The sequence below is a fragment of the Nostoc sp. FACHB-892 genome, assembly GCF_014698795.1.
In the GTDB taxonomy this organism is placed as follows: Bacteria; Cyanobacteriota; Cyanobacteriia; order Cyanobacteriales; family Nostocaceae; genus Nostoc.
The window spans coordinates 307,113-324,439 of sequence record NZ_JACJTR010000001.1 but is presented as its reverse complement, the minus strand read 5'-3'; the positions used below and the strand labels follow the sequence as shown (position 1 = coordinate 324,439).

Genomic DNA, 17,327 nt, shown 5'->3' with positions numbered 1-17,327 from the left:
GACTAATGACAAATGACGATTAGACATCAAAATGATATGATACAGCCCCTTCTTCGTTCACCTTAAAGTTTGCATTGAAGTCTTTAGCTTTTTCATCTAAATATTGTCTGGCATCGGCTGCGGATAGTTGTGACTGCATTGCAAAGCCTAAAACAGTAACGCGGCCATGATTTTTTTGTAGCATCTCATAAAAAATCGATTGTAGGCGATCGCTAACTTGTTGATTAAGCGCTTTTTTCTCCTGTCGGCTTTGACGGTACAATCCCAATGCTAACCATGTACCCAATGTTAGAGTAGGAACACCAAAAATTAGACCACCAACAGCATTATCATCTTTATAAGTAGTACTTGGTGCAGTAAAATCATACTCATCTGTAGGTATTATGATGGCTTTACGTGTAGCACATTTTTCAAATACGGCTGTTACTGATAGAGTTACAAACATGAATCCGAGTGTCAATAGCCAACCAGCAGCCAATTTTTCAGCAGTTTTCATAGTTCCACTTCAGATTTTAACTTTGCTAGCGATTTTAACCTGACTTTCGTAAAGGTTCTAGTATATCAATCTATTACTGCAAATTTAATACATTTATTAGAATAGACTATGGTTCTGGCTACCGCATATACTTTGGACAGGAAGGGCCAACAATTATTATTTTTTGGTGTGGTGTCAACTTTCCAAGCCATCGAACCAATGCCAAAAGGCAGACTTACAGATACAGTCTCTAAGGAAACGCGATGCCTACGGCGGGCTACGCCTACGCGCATATTCATAGTAGCAAATTTAACTAATTTATTTGTGTATTGGATAGTAAATAATGTTACCAACCTAAAAGTTGTTCAGAATTGTTTGCTATAATTATCAATCTTTTACCTAAACTTTTATAGTAATATCTGGATATTTTCAACTAATTCAGATAAACTAATACATTTGTCCGTTGCATCACGCTTCTTTTGTATATGTCCAAAACTTACACCGTAGAAATTGATCACCAAGGCAAAATTCATACCTTGCAAGTTCCTGAAAATGAAACGATATTATCATCTGCCGATGCTGCTGGTTTAGAACTGCCGAGTTCTTGCAATGCAGGTGTCTGCACAACTTGCGCCGGTCAAATAAGCGACGGAACTGTGGATCAAACTGATGGTATGGGCGTTAGCCCAGATTTGCAAAAGCAAGGTTACGTATTGCTTTGTATTGCCAAACCCCTTTCTGATTTGAAAATTCAGACGGAAAAAGAAGATGAACTTTATCAGTTACAATTTGGCAAAGGCAAATAATCAATGAACAGTTATCAGTATATCGGATGATTATTCATAACTGAATAACTGTTCACAGAGATTACCAAACTTGATAAATTACACAAGTATTTCATTAAAGATGAAATCAGCTATTCTAGAAACTACAAATCAACAGGATTTACCAAAATGACAACTCATTTTATTACCGCAGAAATTGATTTACAAGAAACTCCCGCAGAGTTACTAGAAGTAATTGAAACAGAGTTGAAGAAACAAGGCGAACCTCTGCGTTGGGCAGTTACTTCTGTGGATGCTGACGAACAAAAAGCTACAGTTGAAGCTGTGGTAACTACAGTTAAGAGTTAAAAGTTAGGAGTTAGGAGTTAGGAGTTAGTATTTGATGGCTTGTGATTCATAACTCATAACTCATAACTCAGCACTCAGCACTCATAACTTAAGATGAATCGTCCATATACCGCTATTTTAATTGTACCGACAGGCGTTGGGGCTGCCATTGGGGGTTATGCAGGAGATGCTTTACCTGTTGCCAAAGTTATAGCACAGGTTTGCGATCGCCTAATTACTCACCCCAATGTCCTGAATGGCGCAAGTTTGTACTGGAATCTCCCTAATGCTTTCTATGTTGAAGGTTATGGGCTTGACAAATTCGCTTCTGGATGTTGGGGTTTGCGTCCAGTCCGCAACAACAAAGTGGGTTTGCTTTTAGACCAAGCTATTGAGCCAGAGTTACGGCTACGACATATACAAGCCGCCGATGCAGTCAGAGCAACTCTCGGATTGACTTTAACAGATTATGTAATTACTGATGCTCCATTAAATGTAGAATTACGCACTACAGCATCGGGAGCTAGTTGGGGGACAATTGGCAACCCAGATAGTCTATTACGGGCGGCCGAGATATTAATTAAAAAAGCGGGGGCAGAAGCGATCGCAGTTGTTGCCCGTTTCCCCGATGATATGGATGAGGAAGCAGTACAAAAATATCGCCAGGGTGAAGGCGTTGATTCTTTAGCGGGTGCAGAAGCCGTAATTAGCCATTTGTTAGTGCGAACCTTTCAAATTCCTTGCGCCCATTCTCCTGCCCTTTTGAACGAACCTCCGCAGCCTGATTTATCTCCCCGTTCCGCCGCCGAAGAATTAGGCTATACCTTTTTGCCCTGCGTGCTTGTAGGATTAAGTCGTGCCCCACAATTTATAATAGAGAGAGGAGCAATCGGATCACAGCAAGGAGATATTTGGGCAAATGAAGTGGATGCTGCGATCTTACCTGCAACTGCTTGTGGTAGCAGTGCCTTACTGAGTTTAAGCCAAATACAATGCCAAATAATTACAGTAGAAGAAAATAAAACTCTGATAAAAGTTCCTCCCCAACCCTTGGGGATCAAAACTATACAGGTAAACTCATATTTAGAAGCAGTGGGTGTATTGGTAGCACATAAAGCAGGCATCAATCCTTCCGCTCTCCGTCCCAAATTATTACCTTTGCAGTCAGTAGTTAGGAGGCAGGAGGCAGAGGATCACTGAGCGCAGCCGTAAAGCCTGTGCGGCATAGCTACGCTTTGGGCGCAGCCTCTTGTAGAAAAGTGAGGCAGTAGTTAGGAGTTATATCATGTCCGCCAAATTACCCATAATAAAAGAACCCCACCCCCAACCTCTCCCCGCAAGCGAGGAGGGTAGACAAAGCACAGCTTTGGCAGGATGGGGTTCTTCGGGTTTAAGGAATCCAGCGGACATAATAAGCTAATCGTCATTTAAATTGCACCATTTTCATGGTGATAAAAGCTGCAAACCCTTTCCCTTGCTCCCAGCAAGAACTGCCCCCCTGCGATCCGAATGTGCTTTCTTATATGCTTAACAGCTTATTACTCCCCCCTGCTCCCCCTGCTTCCCCTGCCCCTTCCCCTTAAAAATCCGTGATTGAACAACAAAAGAAAGAGCCACAAATTCCATACTTGACGCGCATCCAAATACTTGGGGCGATGGGAGCGACTGCAATTATTTTGTTGATAGTCGCCAAACTTTCCTTATACTTAGGCAACTTTTCTCTACTTTCTTGGAAGTTGAACCAAAGAGAGTTGCTGTTGGGTGTAGGGTTAGGATTCGCCATTACCGCCTTAAGTGGCGTAGCTTATCGCGTTTGGATTCCCTACCGTAAAAGTGCAGATTATTATTTAGAAATGGTACTGAAGCCCTTAGCTTTACCAGACTTAATTTGGCTGGGGTTACTACCAGGGTTGAGTGAAGAATTGTTATTTCGGGGCGTAATGCTGCCAGCATTAGGCTTGGATCATTTGGCTGTCATTGTATCAAGTCTTTGCTTTGGCATCTTGCATTTTAGCGGTTCTCAACAATGGCCTTATGTGATTTGGGCAACAATTGTGGGGATGATATTCGCATATAGTGCCCTGCTTACTGGCAACTTATTAGTGCCAATTGTCGCTCACATTATTACCAATTGGATTTCTAGCTATTTCTGGAAAATGTCGCAATTACGACAATTAAAAAATAAATTTTGAGCTTGTAGGAATTAGTACGTAGGCGTAGTCCGCACTTCTCTACAAACGCGAACAGCGTGTCTAAGACAGACGCTGCGCGAATGATTTGGCAGTCTTCCCTATGGGACGCTACGTGAACAATTAATGGTGAGTTCAGAGCTAACACAAATTGTCTTTAATTTTTAATTTTTAATTGGAGCGTACTCTTTCAGAGAAGCAAGCTACGCGCAGCGTCTCGTAGAGAAGCGACTTGACAAGCTCAGTACAAGTTAGTGACTACCACAGGCATCGCACACTATCAACCATAGAGTAAATTACATGGTTTAAGCGCTCTGGCTAGATGCTTTTCGTGCAACACTTGTAAAGTGTGTTATGTAATTGCAGCTACAGAGATTTTTAGTCAAGTAAGCTACAATAATATTCATCTAATACCAATTCACGAAAATTCTGATATATAAATTTCTTGTAGGGGCATGGCAATGCCTATTGGTGTCAACTTAAGCATGAAACTCCTTTAAACCTCTTTTCCAGCCTCTGGCTGTAAATGAGATAATTTCTAAAAGCATATTTTAGGCTGGTTTTACATTAAGTTGACACCAATGGATAATGGTACACCCCTATCGGCATATTTGTGTAATTACTAAACCGAAATTGTATAAAGCCCAACTCATTCTCGCACTTCCTGCTACGTGAACGTAAAAAAGCGAGTAATAAGCTTCTCTTTTGTCAAGAGGCTTAAAAGGCAACAAAAGCGTTGTGGGGCATGATGTAAAAGGTTAGTGCCTCAAAATACTCCCAAAAGCCAGTCCTTGTTTAATAAGTTTTGTGTAGAATCTTGGTGGTGAGGCTATTTACTTGATTCTCAATTGCAGCAATTCAGGTTTCATTTATGAATCAGTCTTTTTCTCAAAACCAAGCAAGACGAAATCGTCAACAAAGGCTGTGGCAACAAAAATGGAATTTAAAGACTAAAGCAGTTGTTTGGGCACTAAGTATCAGTATTCTGCCTGTGGTTGCAATTGGAACAGCTACTTACTACTACGGCATTAATTTAATCACCAAACAAATTCCGCAAGCCAGACTTGAGAGTGCGGAAAGTTCAATGGAAACTGAACTTGCTCTACAGAGACAATTGTCACTGTTGTTAAGTGGTATGGGAGTAACAGCGATTTTGGCAGCTGCGATCGCTGTTTTTGTGACTAATCGAGCTATGAGTCGAGTCAGCAAGGCTGCTGCAACTTCTAATCTTATCAAAAACAAGCTACGTCCAGACAGTGAGTTTACTCAATATTTCATCGCTAACGAAGATGAATTAGTGATGTTAGAGAGAAACATAAACTTATTCACAGAACTACTTTCAGTTTTGATAAAGGAAAAAGAAGCCGAAGCTGATTACTCTCAACTATTGATGAAAATTACCCGGTGGGTTCGAGAATCATTCAATGAAGAAGACGTTCTCAAAACTACCTCAGAAGAAATTCGTAAAGCTTTAAGCATTGATCGCATAACCATCTTTTGCTTCAACTCCAACTGTAATGGAACCTTTATCGCCGAATCAGTAGCACCTGGTTTACCTAAAACATTAGGAATTACAGTCTCTGACCCTGATTTTGAAGCTGGGTATATAGAAAAATACCAAAATGGTTGCATCCGTGCTATTGATAATATTTATCAAGCTGATCTTAGTGATGCTGATATTGACTTACTGGAGCAGTTTGCTGTCAAATCTAATTTAGTAGCACCTATTATTAAAGGCAAACAACTATTCGGTTTATTGATTGCACATCAGTGTTCTAGAATTCGCTTTTGGCAGCAGTCTGAGATTGATTTGTTCGCTCAGATAGCTATACAAGTAGGATTTGCTCTTGACTATACTAAGCTTCTAGAACAGGTTGATACGAAGGCAGATATAGCTGAGGTATTTATTGAAATTACCCGCAGCATTCGGCAATCGCTCAACGAAGAGGATGTCATCAAAACCACCGTAGAAGAGGTTCGCAAAGCACTAAGTACTGACCGCGTGTTGGTTTACAGCTTTAACGCTGATTGGTCTGGAACTGTGATTGCAGAATCAGTGGTTCCAGGTTATCCAAAAGTTTTGCGGTCTGAAATCCAAGACCCATGTTTTGCTCACGACTATGTAGAAAAGTATCAGTCTGGTCGCGTTCAAGCCACAAACAATATTTATGAAGCAGGTTTGCGGGATTGTCATATTAACCTGCTCGAATCCTTTGCTGTTAAAGCAAATTTGGTCGCACCCATTCTCAAAGATGAACAGTTGTTTGGCTTATTAGTTGCACATCAATGCTCCAGGCCCCGTGATTGGCAACAGTCTGAGATTGATTTATGTGCCCAAATAGCTATGGAAGTGGGATTTGCTCTCGACCATGCAAGGCTCGTGCAACGAATCGAGGCTGAAGGTGTGCAGAGTCAGTTGCTAGCGGATACTATCGGTAGCATTCGTCAATCGCTCAACGAAGAGGATGTCCTGAAAACGACTGTAGAAGAGGTTCGTAAAGTACTGAGTACTGACCGAGTGATGGTTTATAGCTTCAATGCTAATTACTCTGGAACTGTGATTGCCGAATCAGTTGTTCTCACCTACCCAAAAGTTCTGCGATCTGAAATCCAAGACCTATATTTTGGTCAAGGCTATGTAGAAGACTATCAGTCTGGTCGTGTTCTAGCAATAAACAACATTTATGAAGCGGGTTTGGCTGATTATCAGATTAGTTTACTCGAATCCTTTGCTGTAAAAGCAAATTTAGTAGCCCCCATTCTTAAAGATGAACAGCTATTTGGCTTATTAATTGCACATCAGTGTTCCAAACCTCGTGATTGGCAACAATCTGAGATTGATTTATTTGGCCAAATAGCGATGCAAGTGGGATTTGCTCTCGACCATGCAAGACTTCTGCAACGAATCGAAGCTGAAAGTAGGCGAAGTCAGTTACTGGTGGATATTACCCGCAGCATTCGCCAATCGCTTAACGAAGAGGATGTCATCAAAACCACTGTGGAAGAGGTTCGCAAAGCACTGAGTGTTGATCGAGTATTGGTTTATACCTTTTACGCTAATTGGTTCGGAATTATAATTGCTGAATCAGTAGTTCCAGGTTATCCCAAAGTTTTGCGGTCTAAAATTTACGACCCTTGTTTCACAGAAAACTATATAGAAAAGTATCAGTCTGGTCGTGTTCTAGCAACAAACAACATTTATGAGGCCGGTTTAGCTGATTGTCACATTAACCTGCTCGAATCCTTTGGTGTTAAAGCAAATTTAGTAGCACCCATTATCAAAGATGACCAGCTATTTGGTTTGTTAATTGCACATCAGTGTTCTGGTCCCCGTGATTGGCAACAGCCTGAGATTGATTTATTTACCCAGATAGCGATGCAAGTAGGATTTACTCTCGATCATGCAAGGCTCCTACAAGCGTATCAAACTACTGAAGCGAACTCTAGTGTATAGCTTTGTAGAAGAAGCAAGAAGAAGCAAGGGGCAGGGGGCAGGAAGCAGGGTGTAAGGGTAAGTAAAAGGCTTGATGCAGGTTCTTTTTCCCCTTTTCTCGCTGCCCCTACCCCTTGTCCTCTTTCTCCCTGCCCCCTGCTTCTTGTCCTCTTTTAACCCAAGTGTATTGGCTTTAGTATAGTTTTTGACGAAGAAGCTGCTAGAGCGATCGCTAATGGTAAAATTCGATGTTCCTGAATTTGAATCCGGGCATGGAGTGTTTCTGGTGTATCATCCGGCAATACTGGTACTGCGGCTTGCATCAATATTGGGCCACTGTCCATTTCTAAACAAGCTATATGCGCTGTACAACCAGTGATTTTTACGCCTGATGCTAAGGCTTGTTCAACAGCATGGATTCCCTTGAAACTAGGTAACAAACTAGGATGGATATTAATAATTTTATCAGGAAAGGCATCCATGAAAACTGATGTTAACAATCGCATCCAACCTGCCAAAATTACCCATTCCACATCGTAGTGCTGCAATGTCTGCACAATTTCCTCATCAAACTCTTCTCGACTTTTATAGTTGCGGTGATTCAATAAAACAGCTTCTACACCTCTATCGGCTGCTCTGACGGCTGCTTTAGCCGAGGGGTTATTGTAAATTAAAACTTGAATTTGGGCATTTAGCTGCCCATCTTGGATAGCTTGGGCAACTACATCAAAATTGCTGCCATTCCCAGAAGCCATAATTCCCAGTTTTAAAGGGGCGACTAGTTGACAATCGCTAATACTGGGAGAAACCAAGCTAGGGGTAGAATCAGGGCGGAGGGTCATAAACAGCTAAGAGGAAAAATTATAGATGCCAAAAAAATATACTAAATCGTGGTTGGATAATGATACAGTAGCTGCCTGGGTTTTTCTCACACCAGCATTAATTTTACTAAGCGTTTTTATAATTTGGCCGATCGCCTATTTGTTTTACCTCAGTTTCACTGCTGGTAGCTTTACTCTAAAAGGTACTTATTGGATAGGTTTAAAAAACTACTGGCGCTTGTTAGCCAACCATGATTTCTGGCAAGTTCTGGGTAACACCTTTTATTTTACGGTTGCCACCATCATTCCCAGTTTAGTTATTTCCTTGGGACTAGCAGTGCTATTAAACCGCTCTATTCCCTTGCGAGGAATGCTGCGAAGTGCTTATTTTCTGCCTTCAATTATCTCACTTGTGGCAGCCGGTTTGGGATTTCGCTGGCTGTTTCAAACATCAGGGCCAGTTAACGAACTTTTAGCTTTTTTTAGCATTCCAGACATACCCTGGCTAGGAAACACATTTTGGGCAATGCCAGTACTTATTTTAATGAGTATTTGGAAACAATTAGGTTTCAATATGGTGGTTTTTTTAGCAGGGTTGCAAGCAATTCCTCCCAGCCGTTATGAAGCAGCAGATTTAGATGGAGCAAATGCTTGGCAACAATTTTGGTATGTTACTTTGCCCGGATTGCGCCCTACTATGATATTTGCAATCATCACTACCGCGATTTTTACATTGCGGAGTTTTGAGCAAGTTTATGTGATCACTGGTGGTGGCCCACTAAATTCAACTAACTTGCTGGTTTACTATATTTACCAAGAGGCTTTTGCTCAATTTGATTTTGGTTATGCAGCAGCAGCAGCAACGGTGTTGCTAGCAGTGACGCTGGTATTAGTTTATTTTCAACTGCAAACTTGGGGAGAGGAGTAGGAGAGGCGGGGGGCAGGGGAGGCAGGGGGAGGAGGGGGGAATTTTGGAAGTTGCTGAATCATTGCTTAGGCAAATATGCAACACCGAGTTTACAAGTTTTACTTCTTATATAAGCTCCGGTATTCCCAAGGATTAATAAATTTAGTATCGCTCCAAATACCAAGGCGTTGTTCCTTGGCTTTAGCTTCGGCTTGTTGAACTAAGTCTTTGCTAGGACACTTGTTTAAATAAGGACGATAGACTTTTGCCAATCCTTCTTGCAACAATACCTGTTGTACAAATGTGCCATTTTTTAAACGAACTTCAGCAATTTTGCGTCCATAGCGATCGCTATCGGTAATATTCAAAGTCACGCGATCGCCTGCTTGTTGCACCAGTTCTTGCACCCGTTCTTGAGCTTTCACACCCCAATTAAATTGATTGCGATCGCTAGTGCGTTTACTCTGTTTTTCTTTGTTAGTATGAGCTATCTCTGGCGCATCTACACAGGCAAAGCGGACTGTAAGATTTTTGCCATTAGCATCTTTTACTACTAAAGTATCGCCATCACTGACTCGCTCAACTGGTTCTCCAGAAGTACCGATACGGTCGCAGCCAATCAAACCTAAAATTAGGATAGTTGCACAAAGCCAAAATCGCACTGGTTTAATTAATCTCTCCATCCAAAGTTACCTGCATTACCGCATTACCTATGTGGGATGATACTAGCAAAATGCAAAGATATATTTGTTAAGCTTCGACATACTGCCACAGGCAATTCCAAATGGTAAGAGCCTCTGGCGGCACACTATAGAAAATGCGGATTAGTATAAGAATTGTAACCTTCCAATTGTCGGCGGGAATTTTTGATGAACTTCTTGACTCACGTTCTGCATCTAGCTGGTTCAGGTGCTTTTGCCTATTACTCTGCTGCTCAAATTCGTGATTCTAAAACCCGCCCTAACATCCTTGCGGGGTTTCAGTTGGCCGAATCTGGTTCTGTGCCGTTTTTATCTGCACTTAGCGATCGCGCCGCAGCCGAAGGTGATACATGGCTAGCCGAAAAACTAGCAAAACATGCATCAGATGAAACTAGGCATGGTAAAATTTTTGCCCACGCCTTACAACAGTTGAATAAACAAGTTATAGATTTCAAGGCTCAACCCCAAACTACATCTACAAAAAAATCGCAACAGCGTAGTCCGTTTTTCGCAGCATTCTTTGAAGGCTATACCCAAGAACAGCTAAAACCGGCCGTCATTGACTGGGATGTGTTTATGGCTAGCACATACATTCTTGAGTTAGATGCTAGTAAAGACTTTGCGCGAATGGCGAAAGCATTACCTGATAACGAGTCAACCGCTCGTAACTTGAAGTTAGGAATGCTTTGTATTGCCCAGGATGAAACTGGACATGCTGCTTATCTCTACGAAGCAATGATGCGACGGATGTCTGCGACTGAAGTGCAAAAACTTGTAGATATGTGGCGAACCCGCAAGGTAAACGCCTTGTTGGCAATGGTTGGCGGTATTCTCCAGCGTAATGGTGAAACGCGATCGCTAGTCCAAGATAGTGCGCCCTCAGAAATCGATTCTGAGTTGGTAGCTACGTAATTATAGAGCAAGCCTGAAAAAGGAAAGATTAAGCCTCCCTTAAAAAGGGGGGTTGGGGGTATCTTCCGGGGCAAAATATCACTATCCCAAGTGTATTGAATTATAGATATCCTTGAGTATCTAATGTTAAAAACTAACTATGAAAGCTGAAGCAGAAAATAATCTCAGACTGACTTGTGAAGTAGAAACTACCCTAAAGGTGATTGGCGGACGCTGGAAAGTTTTGATTATTAGGGAATTAATGACTGGCGTTAAACGTTTTGGTGAGCTGCAACGGGCTTTACCTGGAGTTACGCAAAAGATGCTGACTCAGCAACTTAGAGAAATGGAGGAAGATGGCATTATTCATCGAGAAGTTTATCCTCAAATTCCGCCCAAGGTAGAATATTCCCTGACACCTTTAGGAGAAACTTTACAACCAATTCTTTATGCTATGCATGAATGGGCTGTGCAACATTTAGCTATAACAAATCACCATCAACATTAATTATAGTTGGATTGTACTACTCCCTTTTGCAATAGGATTATCTTGACTCTACTAAACTTGTTAAGACTTGATTTTGGATCATATCTACAACTTCTTGAAGTGTTTTTTCAGAAGTATTTATAATCGGAATATTTTTTAACTGTGCCTGTTGGTATAGGAATTAGCCCAGTTTTGCATATTTACTGTTAACTAAGTCTGGTTGCTGGCGATTGTTAATTAAGCGATCGCGCATTAATTTTAAGCCTCAGATGCATCTGATAAAAAAGAATGCTTGGGTGGTAAAGCAAGATGAGTCTTTCTTGCATCCAAATCAATACACTTGGTTTAAAGATTGTTTGTGCAGATTTTATCCGGTTTTATAGCAAAATAAAAATGCGTTTTTATTTTGATTTTATTCCTTATTTATTAATCATTATTTTTTAAATATTCAATCGCCGCCTCTAATTTTGAAGAGTAACTTTCAGCAAACCTTTCAAACCAAAGCCCTTCAGACGAAAGTGGATCTACTTTGGCTAACCATTCTTTTGCCTGTACTTTTAAAACCTCTAATTGTTTGGCTTTGAGTTGTTCTTGTCGAATTCGTTCCTGTTCTAATTCTTGCTGTCTTTTTAACTCAATAGCAGCATCCTCTTCTTCAAAATTAGCCTTAACTTCTGCCAAAAGATTATCCATCAAAGACGCAGACTTTGGCGATAATGGAATAAACGATTTGGCTGTGGCTGATTTTGACTGTTGCTGTTGTGGTTTTACTTCTTTATATTCGGTTTGGAGTTCAGCTAACAGCTTATCAATGGAATCCATTTTTGTAATTCCTAATAAATGGTCTAGCTAGTCATTAATGGCATTCAGTAGCACTTCCGATAGACTCAAATCTTCCATATCTTCCATAGTAATGGTGTCACAGATATCAAACTTAGCACCAGCACTTTGAAGTTCATCGTCTAAGACTTTGAGAAAGCGGGTAGCTTGTGGATCTGTGCCGACTTGAATGAAAGAAATAGCTAATTCTTCATCTCTATCGATACGGCGAGAAGCTTCAATAATTACCTTCATGACTGCTTTGCGATCGTCTGGTTCACCATCAGTAACCACTAAAATTGTTTCACCATTTGGCTTTGTTTGACCAGCAGCTTTGCGTTGTAAGTAATCATCAGTTGCGTGTTTTAACACACTTGCCAAATCAGTTGTACCAGAGGGATCATTTTCTCTGAAAATTTGTCCTACTATACTGGATGTCACATTTTCGTATCGCTTAAATTTACCAGAGAATAAATAAATAGTAATGCCATCTGGATCAAATTGCTCACACTTACTAGCTAAAGCTAAAGTAGATTCCTGTGCTGCAAACCATCTACTTCTACCACCTTTTTGATCTTGGGTTGCCATGCTGCCGCTTTTGTCAATAATCAAGGTATAGTCACGATTTTCTAGCATTATTCATTTCTCCGTTTAAGAGCCAATATTTATTAGACTTTGGGCTGATAGATGCATTAGTCAGTTATTGCGTTTGTTAATACATCTACAAGGCTCATTTCTTCTAAGTCGTCTAAAGTAACTGTGTCGCAAATATCAAATTTAGCGCCGACACTTTGCAACTGGTCATCCAAAGCTTTCAGGAACTTAGTTGCTTGGGCATCTGAACCTACTTGAATGATTGAAATTGCTAGTTCTTCATCACGTTCCATCTGGCGAGTCGCATGAATAATTACTTCAAACACAGCTTTGCGATCGTCTGGTTCACCGTCGGTGATGACTAAAATCGTCTCTCCGTTTGGCTTGGTTTTACCAGCAGCTTTGCGTTGAAAGTAGTTATTAAGCGCATCTTGAAGTACACTTGCTAAGTTTGTTGTCCCAGCAGGGTCATTTTCGAGAAATATCTGTGCGACTTTGGCTGAGGTGACATCATCGTAGCGTTTAAATCTACCAGAAAACACATAAACAGTGATGCCATCGGGGTCAAACTGTTCGGCCTTTCTTGCCAAAGCGAGAGTAGACTCTTGAGCAATTTCCCATCTACTTCTACCACCCACTTGGTCAGGTGTGGACATACTACCACTTTTGTCAATGATTAATGTGTAGTCGCGATCGCTCATCATAATATTCCTATGATTGTTACCCTGTGATTCTAGTCTAGTCTACGAATTTGACGATACAGCAAGCCTTTTAAGGTTTCGTATCAATTCTATTAGTCAAAAAAACTACGCCACAAATGATGAATGCGTTGGCGTAGCCCGCCGCAGGCATCGCCTACCCTCTTTCTTCCCGCAGAGAACAAAAAAACAACTATTTGACCCCTTCTTTACCACTAAAGGTCAACATAATTCATAATTATTTCGTTAGCTAAATACCTCCACTTCTTCAGGAACCTTCATTTGGTCGAGAATTTTCCAAATTTCCTGTAACATCGGCTCTAACCCGGTGCGGGTAACTGCTGAAATCACAAAAACTGGCGCATAGGAGAGATGATTAAGTTGAGTGGCTAACGCCTCCAAATCGACAGTTTCCCGATCAACTGCATCAATTTTGTTCAGCGCTAAAATTTGCGGGCGTTCTGCTAAACCCCGTCCATAAGCTTTTAATTCTTCTTTAATTGTGTTGTAGTCTCTAACCACATCATCACTAGTGGCATCAATCAAGTGAAGTAGCACTCGCGTACGCTCGATATGGCGCAGAAAGTCATGTCCTAGCCCAGCTCCATGAGCCGCGCCCTCAATTAGTCCGGGAATGTCAGCGAAAACAGTACCATCACCAGTAGGTTTCCGCACTACACCCAAATTCGGGATCAAGGTAGTGAAAGGGTAGTCTGCGATTTTGGGACGTGCAGCTGATAAAGATGAAATTAAAGTAGATTTACCAGCATTTGGTAAACCAATAATTCCAACTTCTGCCAAAAGTTTTAACTCCAGGCGCAGCTGCTTTATTTCCCCTGGTAATCCTGGGAGGGCGTATTCTGGAGCGCGGTTACGGTTACTCAAGAAATGCTGATTTCCTAGTCCGCCTTTACCACCTTGAGCAATCAACAAAGTCTGCTTTGGCTCAATTAAATCCCCCAGCACTTCGCCAGTTTCAGCATCATAAATGGTTGTACCACAGGGAACTTCGATAATTAAATCCTTTCCTGCTGCTCCAGTGCAGTTATTTGGCCCGCCACGAGTCCCTTTTTCTGCCTGAAATCGATGGTTATATCTGAAGTCCAACAAGGTTTGTAGGTTTTCATCGGCAACGAAAAATACCGAACCGCCTCTTCCCCCATTACCACCAGAAGGGCCACCAGTCGGCACATATTTCTCTCGCCGGAAGGCGACAATACCATCGCCGCCCTTACCAGCTTCAACTTCAATTTTTGCTTGGTCGATAAATTGCATATTTAAGTAATAGTGAGAAGTGAGGAGTTAGGAGTTAAAAATTATAGCTCCTCACTCTCCACTTTAACTAAATATATGGTGAAACATCTTCACCGCATTTATCTGCCAGATAAGAGAGAGCGCGGAAACGTAAGCCCACTAGTTGCTCATACAAGGGGTTAATTTTACACATCGGCGGTATGTGGACAATTTTGCGCCCAAATAGGGTGACATCCCGCTCAAAGGGACACTGGGAAGGAATCATTTTACACAAAAAGCGGGCTACTCTTGGGTCTTGGATATCTAGCCCATCCAGCCAGTCTCGTAGGGGATGTAGTGCATCAATTTGACGTTTTGTAAGTGCAGGGCTGGGAATAGTAGAGGTGGTAACTTGCTGTGGATGTTCTAGGGTGTGGCGAAGGGCTTCTAGTAAATCCTCTGGCTGTCCTAAGACTTGGCAGAACTGATGCAGAACCTGATCTTCGCTGGGAGAGTAAGTACCATCTGCGATCGCTACCATCACTGCTGTCCTTAAAAAATTTTCCGCAGCTGGCGTACCTTTACCCAAGACTGCGGCTAATTCTTCTGGCGTAATTACCTCTAGTGAATCCCATTTAATCTTAGGAGCTAATTCATTTTTGGTGATGCTGGCAATTAATTCTTGTTCTTGGGCATCAAAATTACCATCTGCCCAAGCAATGGTGAGCAGCCCACGCAACCAAGCGGCAATCTGTTCGTTGCTGTAGGGGGATTGAACGGTACTTGTCATAAACTCACGTCTCAAGCTTTCCTCAGTCACTACTAAGCTACCCTACCCAGCGACTATGAAGATAGTGGGGGCAATACAGAATAATCAAGAAAGTGCTTAGGCGTAGTCAGTCGTAGGTATCGCTGCCTTAAGAAATAAACCAGAGAAGTTTTCAAATCGCAATAGTCGGTCTTGGGGTAAAATCCATCTAAGAGTAGTCTTGAGAATTTTTTCTACTTATGCTGAAAAAGAATATTTAATCTTGATTGTGGAGATATTTATGAATAAAACCAAAGTTCACCTCAGCATCATTCAAGAAACACTACCAATTCACTCTAGGCTAAAGTTTGTGAGTTTCAGGCAGAGTATATCCAAATTTTTATAGTAGATCCTAAATCATCTGAGATGATTGCAGCATTCCCGCTTCTCCTGTAGGAGGCGCTACGCGTAGCTTGCTTCCCTGTAGGGGTACGGGTTGCCCTAGGCATCGATTACTAATTTGATTAATTTACTACTGCAAAATCTTCTCAGATAAGCTGTTATAAGTAATTATCGTCCACAACTGGTTACGCATCTACACAATTAAGGTATACATAATGTTTTTATTTGGCATTGAGCATGAAGTCGCTTTTCTAAATAAAGAAGGAAAGTTTGCTGATTTTTCCCACACCAAATTTGCTGATTTCAATCAAATTATTGAAAGACTACCTACATACCTTAGCGATTATCCTCAACTGCGCGTTGGGGACGCTGGTATCAAAGAGAAGAGATGGTATATTGAGGGATTTGAAAGATTTACAGATTCTGACAAACCGATTGATTGTCTACCCAAAGGCATCGAAATTAGAACAACTATACACTCTAATATCGAAACTGTTATTACCGAATTATCAGAAAGTTTTCGCCTGCTACGCGAGGTTGCTGCTGACTTCGGTTTCTCACCGAGTTTAACCAGTTTTAATCCTTACAACACTATTTTTGAGCCTCAACCTTCATTAAATGATTATGAAATAATACGAAGACAAGCTTCCCCTGAAAAACAAACTGCCCACATTCCCATGCTTACTTATGGCCCGGATTTAAATATTTCAGTGGCAGATTTTTCTATTGAACGTGTGATTGATATAGGTAAAAAGTTAACTTTTTACAGTCCTTATATCGTACCTTTTAGTTATAGTTCCCCTTTTTATAAAGGAGGTTTATGGGATGGGTTATCAGTAAGGACATTTGTGAGAACAGGGAAAAGACCAGCTGCCCTAGTTTTTGTTCAAAAACAAGAACAATTGATTGATAGCACACCTTCCTTAACAAAAATTGCCCGCATTCCGGCGGAAGTGGGACGCATTGAATTTAAAGCTTGTGATAGCTGTGATGACTTTTCTATCTATGCAGCTTTGCTAACATTATTGAAAGGTTTGGTGTTAGATGAAACTTTGCTGGGTAGAGCAACTGTACCCGATGCAATGTTACACCAAGTTTCTGCAAAAGAAGGGTTTGACAATGAGGATATTTTTGGTAATGCGACAAAAGTTTTGCAAGCAGCCGAAATTGCTTTAGGAGATGACCCAGATGTTAATTATTTAACACCTTTAAAAGTAATGCTGACGAAGCGAAAAACAAGATCCCATGAATTAATAGAAATGTTCCATCGCCTAAGTTCCATAGAAGAAGTAATAAGACAGACTTATCAAGCTTAAAATAAATTGGCAATGAGGACTCTTAAGGGATGTTTAAAAAGTTATTCAGGTTGTCTGCACTTGGTAAAAGTTGCGTCAAGGGCAGTGGCAATTTTTACAAAACCTCACTTGTAAGCGGAATATAATGCATATGTGGGCTACACCTGTGCTGATTGCTTCACATTTTATAACAGGCATTGGCTCTCCTTGTCTCAAAAGGTCAATTTCTACCAAATTGGTTGCAGAAACCAAACTATATTTATTAAGTCGATATACCTGGAGACTGATTTTATTATAACTAAAGATATAGTAAATTTCATTCTAGAGATTGATGCATGCGTTAGCATTTTCAAAGTACAAGTAGAAACAGGGAACCTTGAAAGAAGATTGTCGATATAAAAACGTAATGATTTTGCTAAAGAATTAAGGTGGTATTTGCTTATTATCCCTTAACTAGTTTAATGCAGAAATCCTAAGACAATTTCTTCGTCAGGTTCGCTTAGAAAGAACTTTCAGATTGAA

General features: G+C 41.0%; 18 protein-coding genes. 9 read left to right on the top strand and 9 right to left on the bottom strand.

Annotation, left to right across the window (positions count from 1 at the left end; translation table 11 throughout):
• Positions 1-19: 19 nt before the first annotated feature.
• Positions 20-496, bottom strand: coding sequence for a hypothetical protein (locus H6G96_RS01370; protein ID WP_190909573.1), 477 nt, complete (start codon positions 494-496; stop codon positions 20-22).
• Positions 497-561: 65 nt separating this feature from the next.
• A complete protein-coding gene (locus tag H6G96_RS01365) occupies positions 562-774 on the bottom strand; it encodes a hypothetical protein (protein WP_190909572.1) in 213 nt (70 codons plus the stop codon).
• A 186-nt stretch (positions 775-960) separates the two neighbouring features.
• Here H6G96_RS01365 and H6G96_RS01360 point away from each other — a divergent pair, with 186 nt between their 5' ends.
• The 5 genes from H6G96_RS01360 to H6G96_RS01340 all read left to right on the top strand — a co-directional run bounded on the left by H6G96_RS01360 (position 961) and on the right by H6G96_RS01340 (position 7,230).
• Complete coding sequence (locus H6G96_RS01360; protein WP_190909571.1) at positions 961-1,281, top strand: 2Fe-2S iron-sulfur cluster-binding protein; 321 nt, start codon at positions 961-963, stop codon at positions 1,279-1,281.
• A 147-nt stretch (positions 1,282-1,428) separates the two neighbouring features.
• Positions 1,429-1,608, top strand: coding sequence for a hypothetical protein (locus tag H6G96_RS01355; protein ID WP_094351499.1), 180 nt, complete (start codon positions 1,429-1,431; stop codon positions 1,606-1,608).
• A gap of 93 nt (positions 1,609-1,701) precedes the next feature.
• Positions 1,702-2,787, top strand: coding sequence for a DUF3326 domain-containing protein (locus tag H6G96_RS01350; RefSeq protein WP_190909570.1), 1,086 nt, complete (start codon positions 1,702-1,704; stop codon positions 2,785-2,787).
• A gap of 389 nt (positions 2,788-3,176) precedes the next feature.
• Positions 3,177-3,779 carry a CPBP family glutamic-type intramembrane protease gene (locus H6G96_RS01345; RefSeq protein ID WP_190909569.1) on the top strand — a complete coding sequence of 201 codons (603 nt, stop codon included), beginning with the start codon at positions 3,177-3,179 and terminating at the stop codon, positions 3,777-3,779.
• Between the two features lie 868 nt (positions 3,780-4,647).
• Positions 4,648-7,230 carry a GAF domain-containing protein gene (locus tag H6G96_RS01340; protein WP_190909568.1) on the top strand — a complete coding sequence of 861 codons (2,583 nt, stop codon included), beginning with the start codon at positions 4,648-4,650 and terminating at the stop codon, positions 7,228-7,230.
• A gap of 152 nt (positions 7,231-7,382) precedes the next feature.
• Here H6G96_RS01340 and purN read toward each other — a convergent pair whose 3' ends face one another.
• Positions 7,383-8,051, bottom strand: a complete 669-nt coding sequence (gene purN, locus H6G96_RS01335; protein WP_190909567.1) for a phosphoribosylglycinamide formyltransferase — start codon at positions 8,049-8,051, stop codon at positions 7,383-7,385.
• A 25-nt stretch (positions 8,052-8,076) separates the two neighbouring features.
• Here purN and H6G96_RS01330 point away from each other — a divergent pair, with 25 nt between their 5' ends.
• Positions 8,077-8,958, top strand: a complete 882-nt coding sequence (locus H6G96_RS01330) for a sugar ABC transporter permease (RefSeq protein WP_190909566.1) — start codon at positions 8,077-8,079, stop codon at positions 8,956-8,958.
• Between the two features lie 98 nt (positions 8,959-9,056).
• Here H6G96_RS01330 and H6G96_RS01325 read toward each other — a convergent pair whose 3' ends face one another.
• A complete protein-coding gene (locus tag H6G96_RS01325; protein WP_190909565.1) occupies positions 9,057-9,620 on the bottom strand; it encodes a thermonuclease family protein in 564 nt (187 codons plus the stop codon).
• A gap of 186 nt (positions 9,621-9,806) precedes the next feature.
• Between H6G96_RS01325 and H6G96_RS01320 the strand changes: the two genes are divergently transcribed.
• Entirely contained in the window at positions 9,807-10,550 is a 744-nt protein-coding gene (locus H6G96_RS01320) for a ferritin-like domain-containing protein (RefSeq protein WP_190909564.1), read from the top strand.
• A gap of 139 nt (positions 10,551-10,689) precedes the next feature.
• Positions 10,690-11,037, top strand: a complete 348-nt coding sequence (locus tag H6G96_RS01315; RefSeq protein WP_190728512.1) for a helix-turn-helix domain-containing protein — start codon at positions 10,690-10,692, stop codon at positions 11,035-11,037.
• A 405-nt stretch (positions 11,038-11,442) separates the two neighbouring features.
• Here the strand turns inward: H6G96_RS01315 and H6G96_RS01310 are convergent, their stop codons facing one another.
• The 5 genes from H6G96_RS01310 to H6G96_RS01290 form a co-directional block, all read right to left on the bottom strand.
• Positions 11,443-11,838 carry a hypothetical protein gene (locus tag H6G96_RS01310; protein ID WP_190909563.1) on the bottom strand — a complete coding sequence of 132 codons (396 nt, stop codon included), beginning with the start codon at positions 11,836-11,838 and terminating at the stop codon, positions 11,443-11,445.
• A 27-nt stretch (positions 11,839-11,865) separates the two neighbouring features.
• A complete protein-coding gene (locus H6G96_RS01305) occupies positions 11,866-12,471 on the bottom strand; it encodes a VWA domain-containing protein (RefSeq protein ID WP_190909562.1) in 606 nt (201 codons plus the stop codon).
• A gap of 56 nt (positions 12,472-12,527) precedes the next feature.
• Positions 12,528-13,133, bottom strand: coding sequence for a VWA domain-containing protein (locus H6G96_RS01300; RefSeq protein ID WP_190728515.1), 606 nt, complete (start codon positions 13,131-13,133; stop codon positions 12,528-12,530).
• A gap of 240 nt (positions 13,134-13,373) precedes the next feature.
• Positions 13,374-14,402, bottom strand: coding sequence for a GTPase ObgE (obgE, locus tag H6G96_RS01295; protein WP_190909561.1), 1,029 nt, complete (start codon positions 14,400-14,402; stop codon positions 13,374-13,376).
• A gap of 67 nt (positions 14,403-14,469) precedes the next feature.
• Positions 14,470-15,150: a Mo-dependent nitrogenase C-terminal domain-containing protein gene (locus H6G96_RS01290; RefSeq protein WP_190909560.1), complete on the bottom strand. Its 681-nt coding sequence runs from the start codon at positions 15,148-15,150 to the stop codon at positions 14,470-14,472.
• A gap of 575 nt (positions 15,151-15,725) precedes the next feature.
• Here H6G96_RS01290 and H6G96_RS01285 point away from each other — a divergent pair.
• Positions 15,726-16,826 carry a glutamate--cysteine ligase gene (locus H6G96_RS01285; protein ID WP_190909559.1) on the top strand — a complete coding sequence of 367 codons (1,101 nt, stop codon included), beginning with the start codon at positions 15,726-15,728 and terminating at the stop codon, positions 16,824-16,826.
• Positions 16,827-17,327 lie beyond the last annotated feature (501 nt).

What these genes read in the sequence shown, in the direction of transcription:
- H6G96_RS01370 (WP_190909573.1), bottom strand. Translation starts at nt 496, where the DNA reads ATGAAAACTGCTGAAAAATTGGCTGCTGGTTGGCTATTGACACTCGGA.
- H6G96_RS01365 (WP_190909572.1), bottom strand. Translation starts at nt 774, where the DNA reads ATGAATATGCGCGTAGGCGTAGCCCGCCGTAGGCATCGCGTTTCCTTA.
- H6G96_RS01360 (WP_190909571.1), top strand. Translation starts at nt 961, where the DNA reads ATGTCCAAAACTTACACCGTAGAAATTGATCACCAAGGCAAAATTCAT.
- H6G96_RS01355 (WP_094351499.1), top strand. Translation starts at nt 1,429, where the DNA reads ATGACAACTCATTTTATTACCGCAGAAATTGATTTACAAGAAACTCCC.
- H6G96_RS01350 (WP_190909570.1), top strand. Translation starts at nt 1,702, where the DNA reads ATGAATCGTCCATATACCGCTATTTTAATTGTACCGACAGGCGTTGGG.
- H6G96_RS01340 (WP_190909568.1), top strand. Translation starts at nt 4,648, where the DNA reads ATGAATCAGTCTTTTTCTCAAAACCAAGCAAGACGAAATCGTCAACAA.
- purN (WP_190909567.1), bottom strand. Translation starts at nt 8,051, where the DNA reads ATGACCCTCCGCCCTGATTCTACCCCTAGCTTGGTTTCTCCCAGTATT.
- H6G96_RS01330 (WP_190909566.1), top strand. Translation starts at nt 8,077, where the DNA reads ATGCCAAAAAAATATACTAAATCGTGGTTGGATAATGATACAGTAGCT.
- H6G96_RS01325 (WP_190909565.1), bottom strand. Translation starts at nt 9,620, where the DNA reads ATGGAGAGATTAATTAAACCAGTGCGATTTTGGCTTTGTGCAACTATC.
- H6G96_RS01320 (WP_190909564.1), top strand. Translation starts at nt 9,807, where the DNA reads ATGAACTTCTTGACTCACGTTCTGCATCTAGCTGGTTCAGGTGCTTTT.
- H6G96_RS01315 (WP_190728512.1), top strand. Translation starts at nt 10,690, where the DNA reads ATGAAAGCTGAAGCAGAAAATAATCTCAGACTGACTTGTGAAGTAGAA.
- H6G96_RS01310 (WP_190909563.1), bottom strand. Translation starts at nt 11,838, where the DNA reads ATGGATTCCATTGATAAGCTGTTAGCTGAACTCCAAACCGAATATAAA.
- H6G96_RS01305 (WP_190909562.1), bottom strand. Translation starts at nt 12,471, where the DNA reads ATGCTAGAAAATCGTGACTATACCTTGATTATTGACAAAAGCGGCAGC.
- H6G96_RS01300 (WP_190728515.1), bottom strand. Translation starts at nt 13,133, where the DNA reads ATGATGAGCGATCGCGACTACACATTAATCATTGACAAAAGTGGTAGT.
- obgE (WP_190909561.1), bottom strand. Translation starts at nt 14,402, where the DNA reads ATGCAATTTATCGACCAAGCAAAAATTGAAGTTGAAGCTGGTAAGGGC.
- H6G96_RS01290 (WP_190909560.1), bottom strand. Translation starts at nt 15,150, where the DNA reads ATGACAAGTACCGTTCAATCCCCCTACAGCAACGAACAGATTGCCGCT.
- H6G96_RS01285 (WP_190909559.1), top strand. Translation starts at nt 15,726, where the DNA reads ATGTTTTTATTTGGCATTGAGCATGAAGTCGCTTTTCTAAATAAAGAA.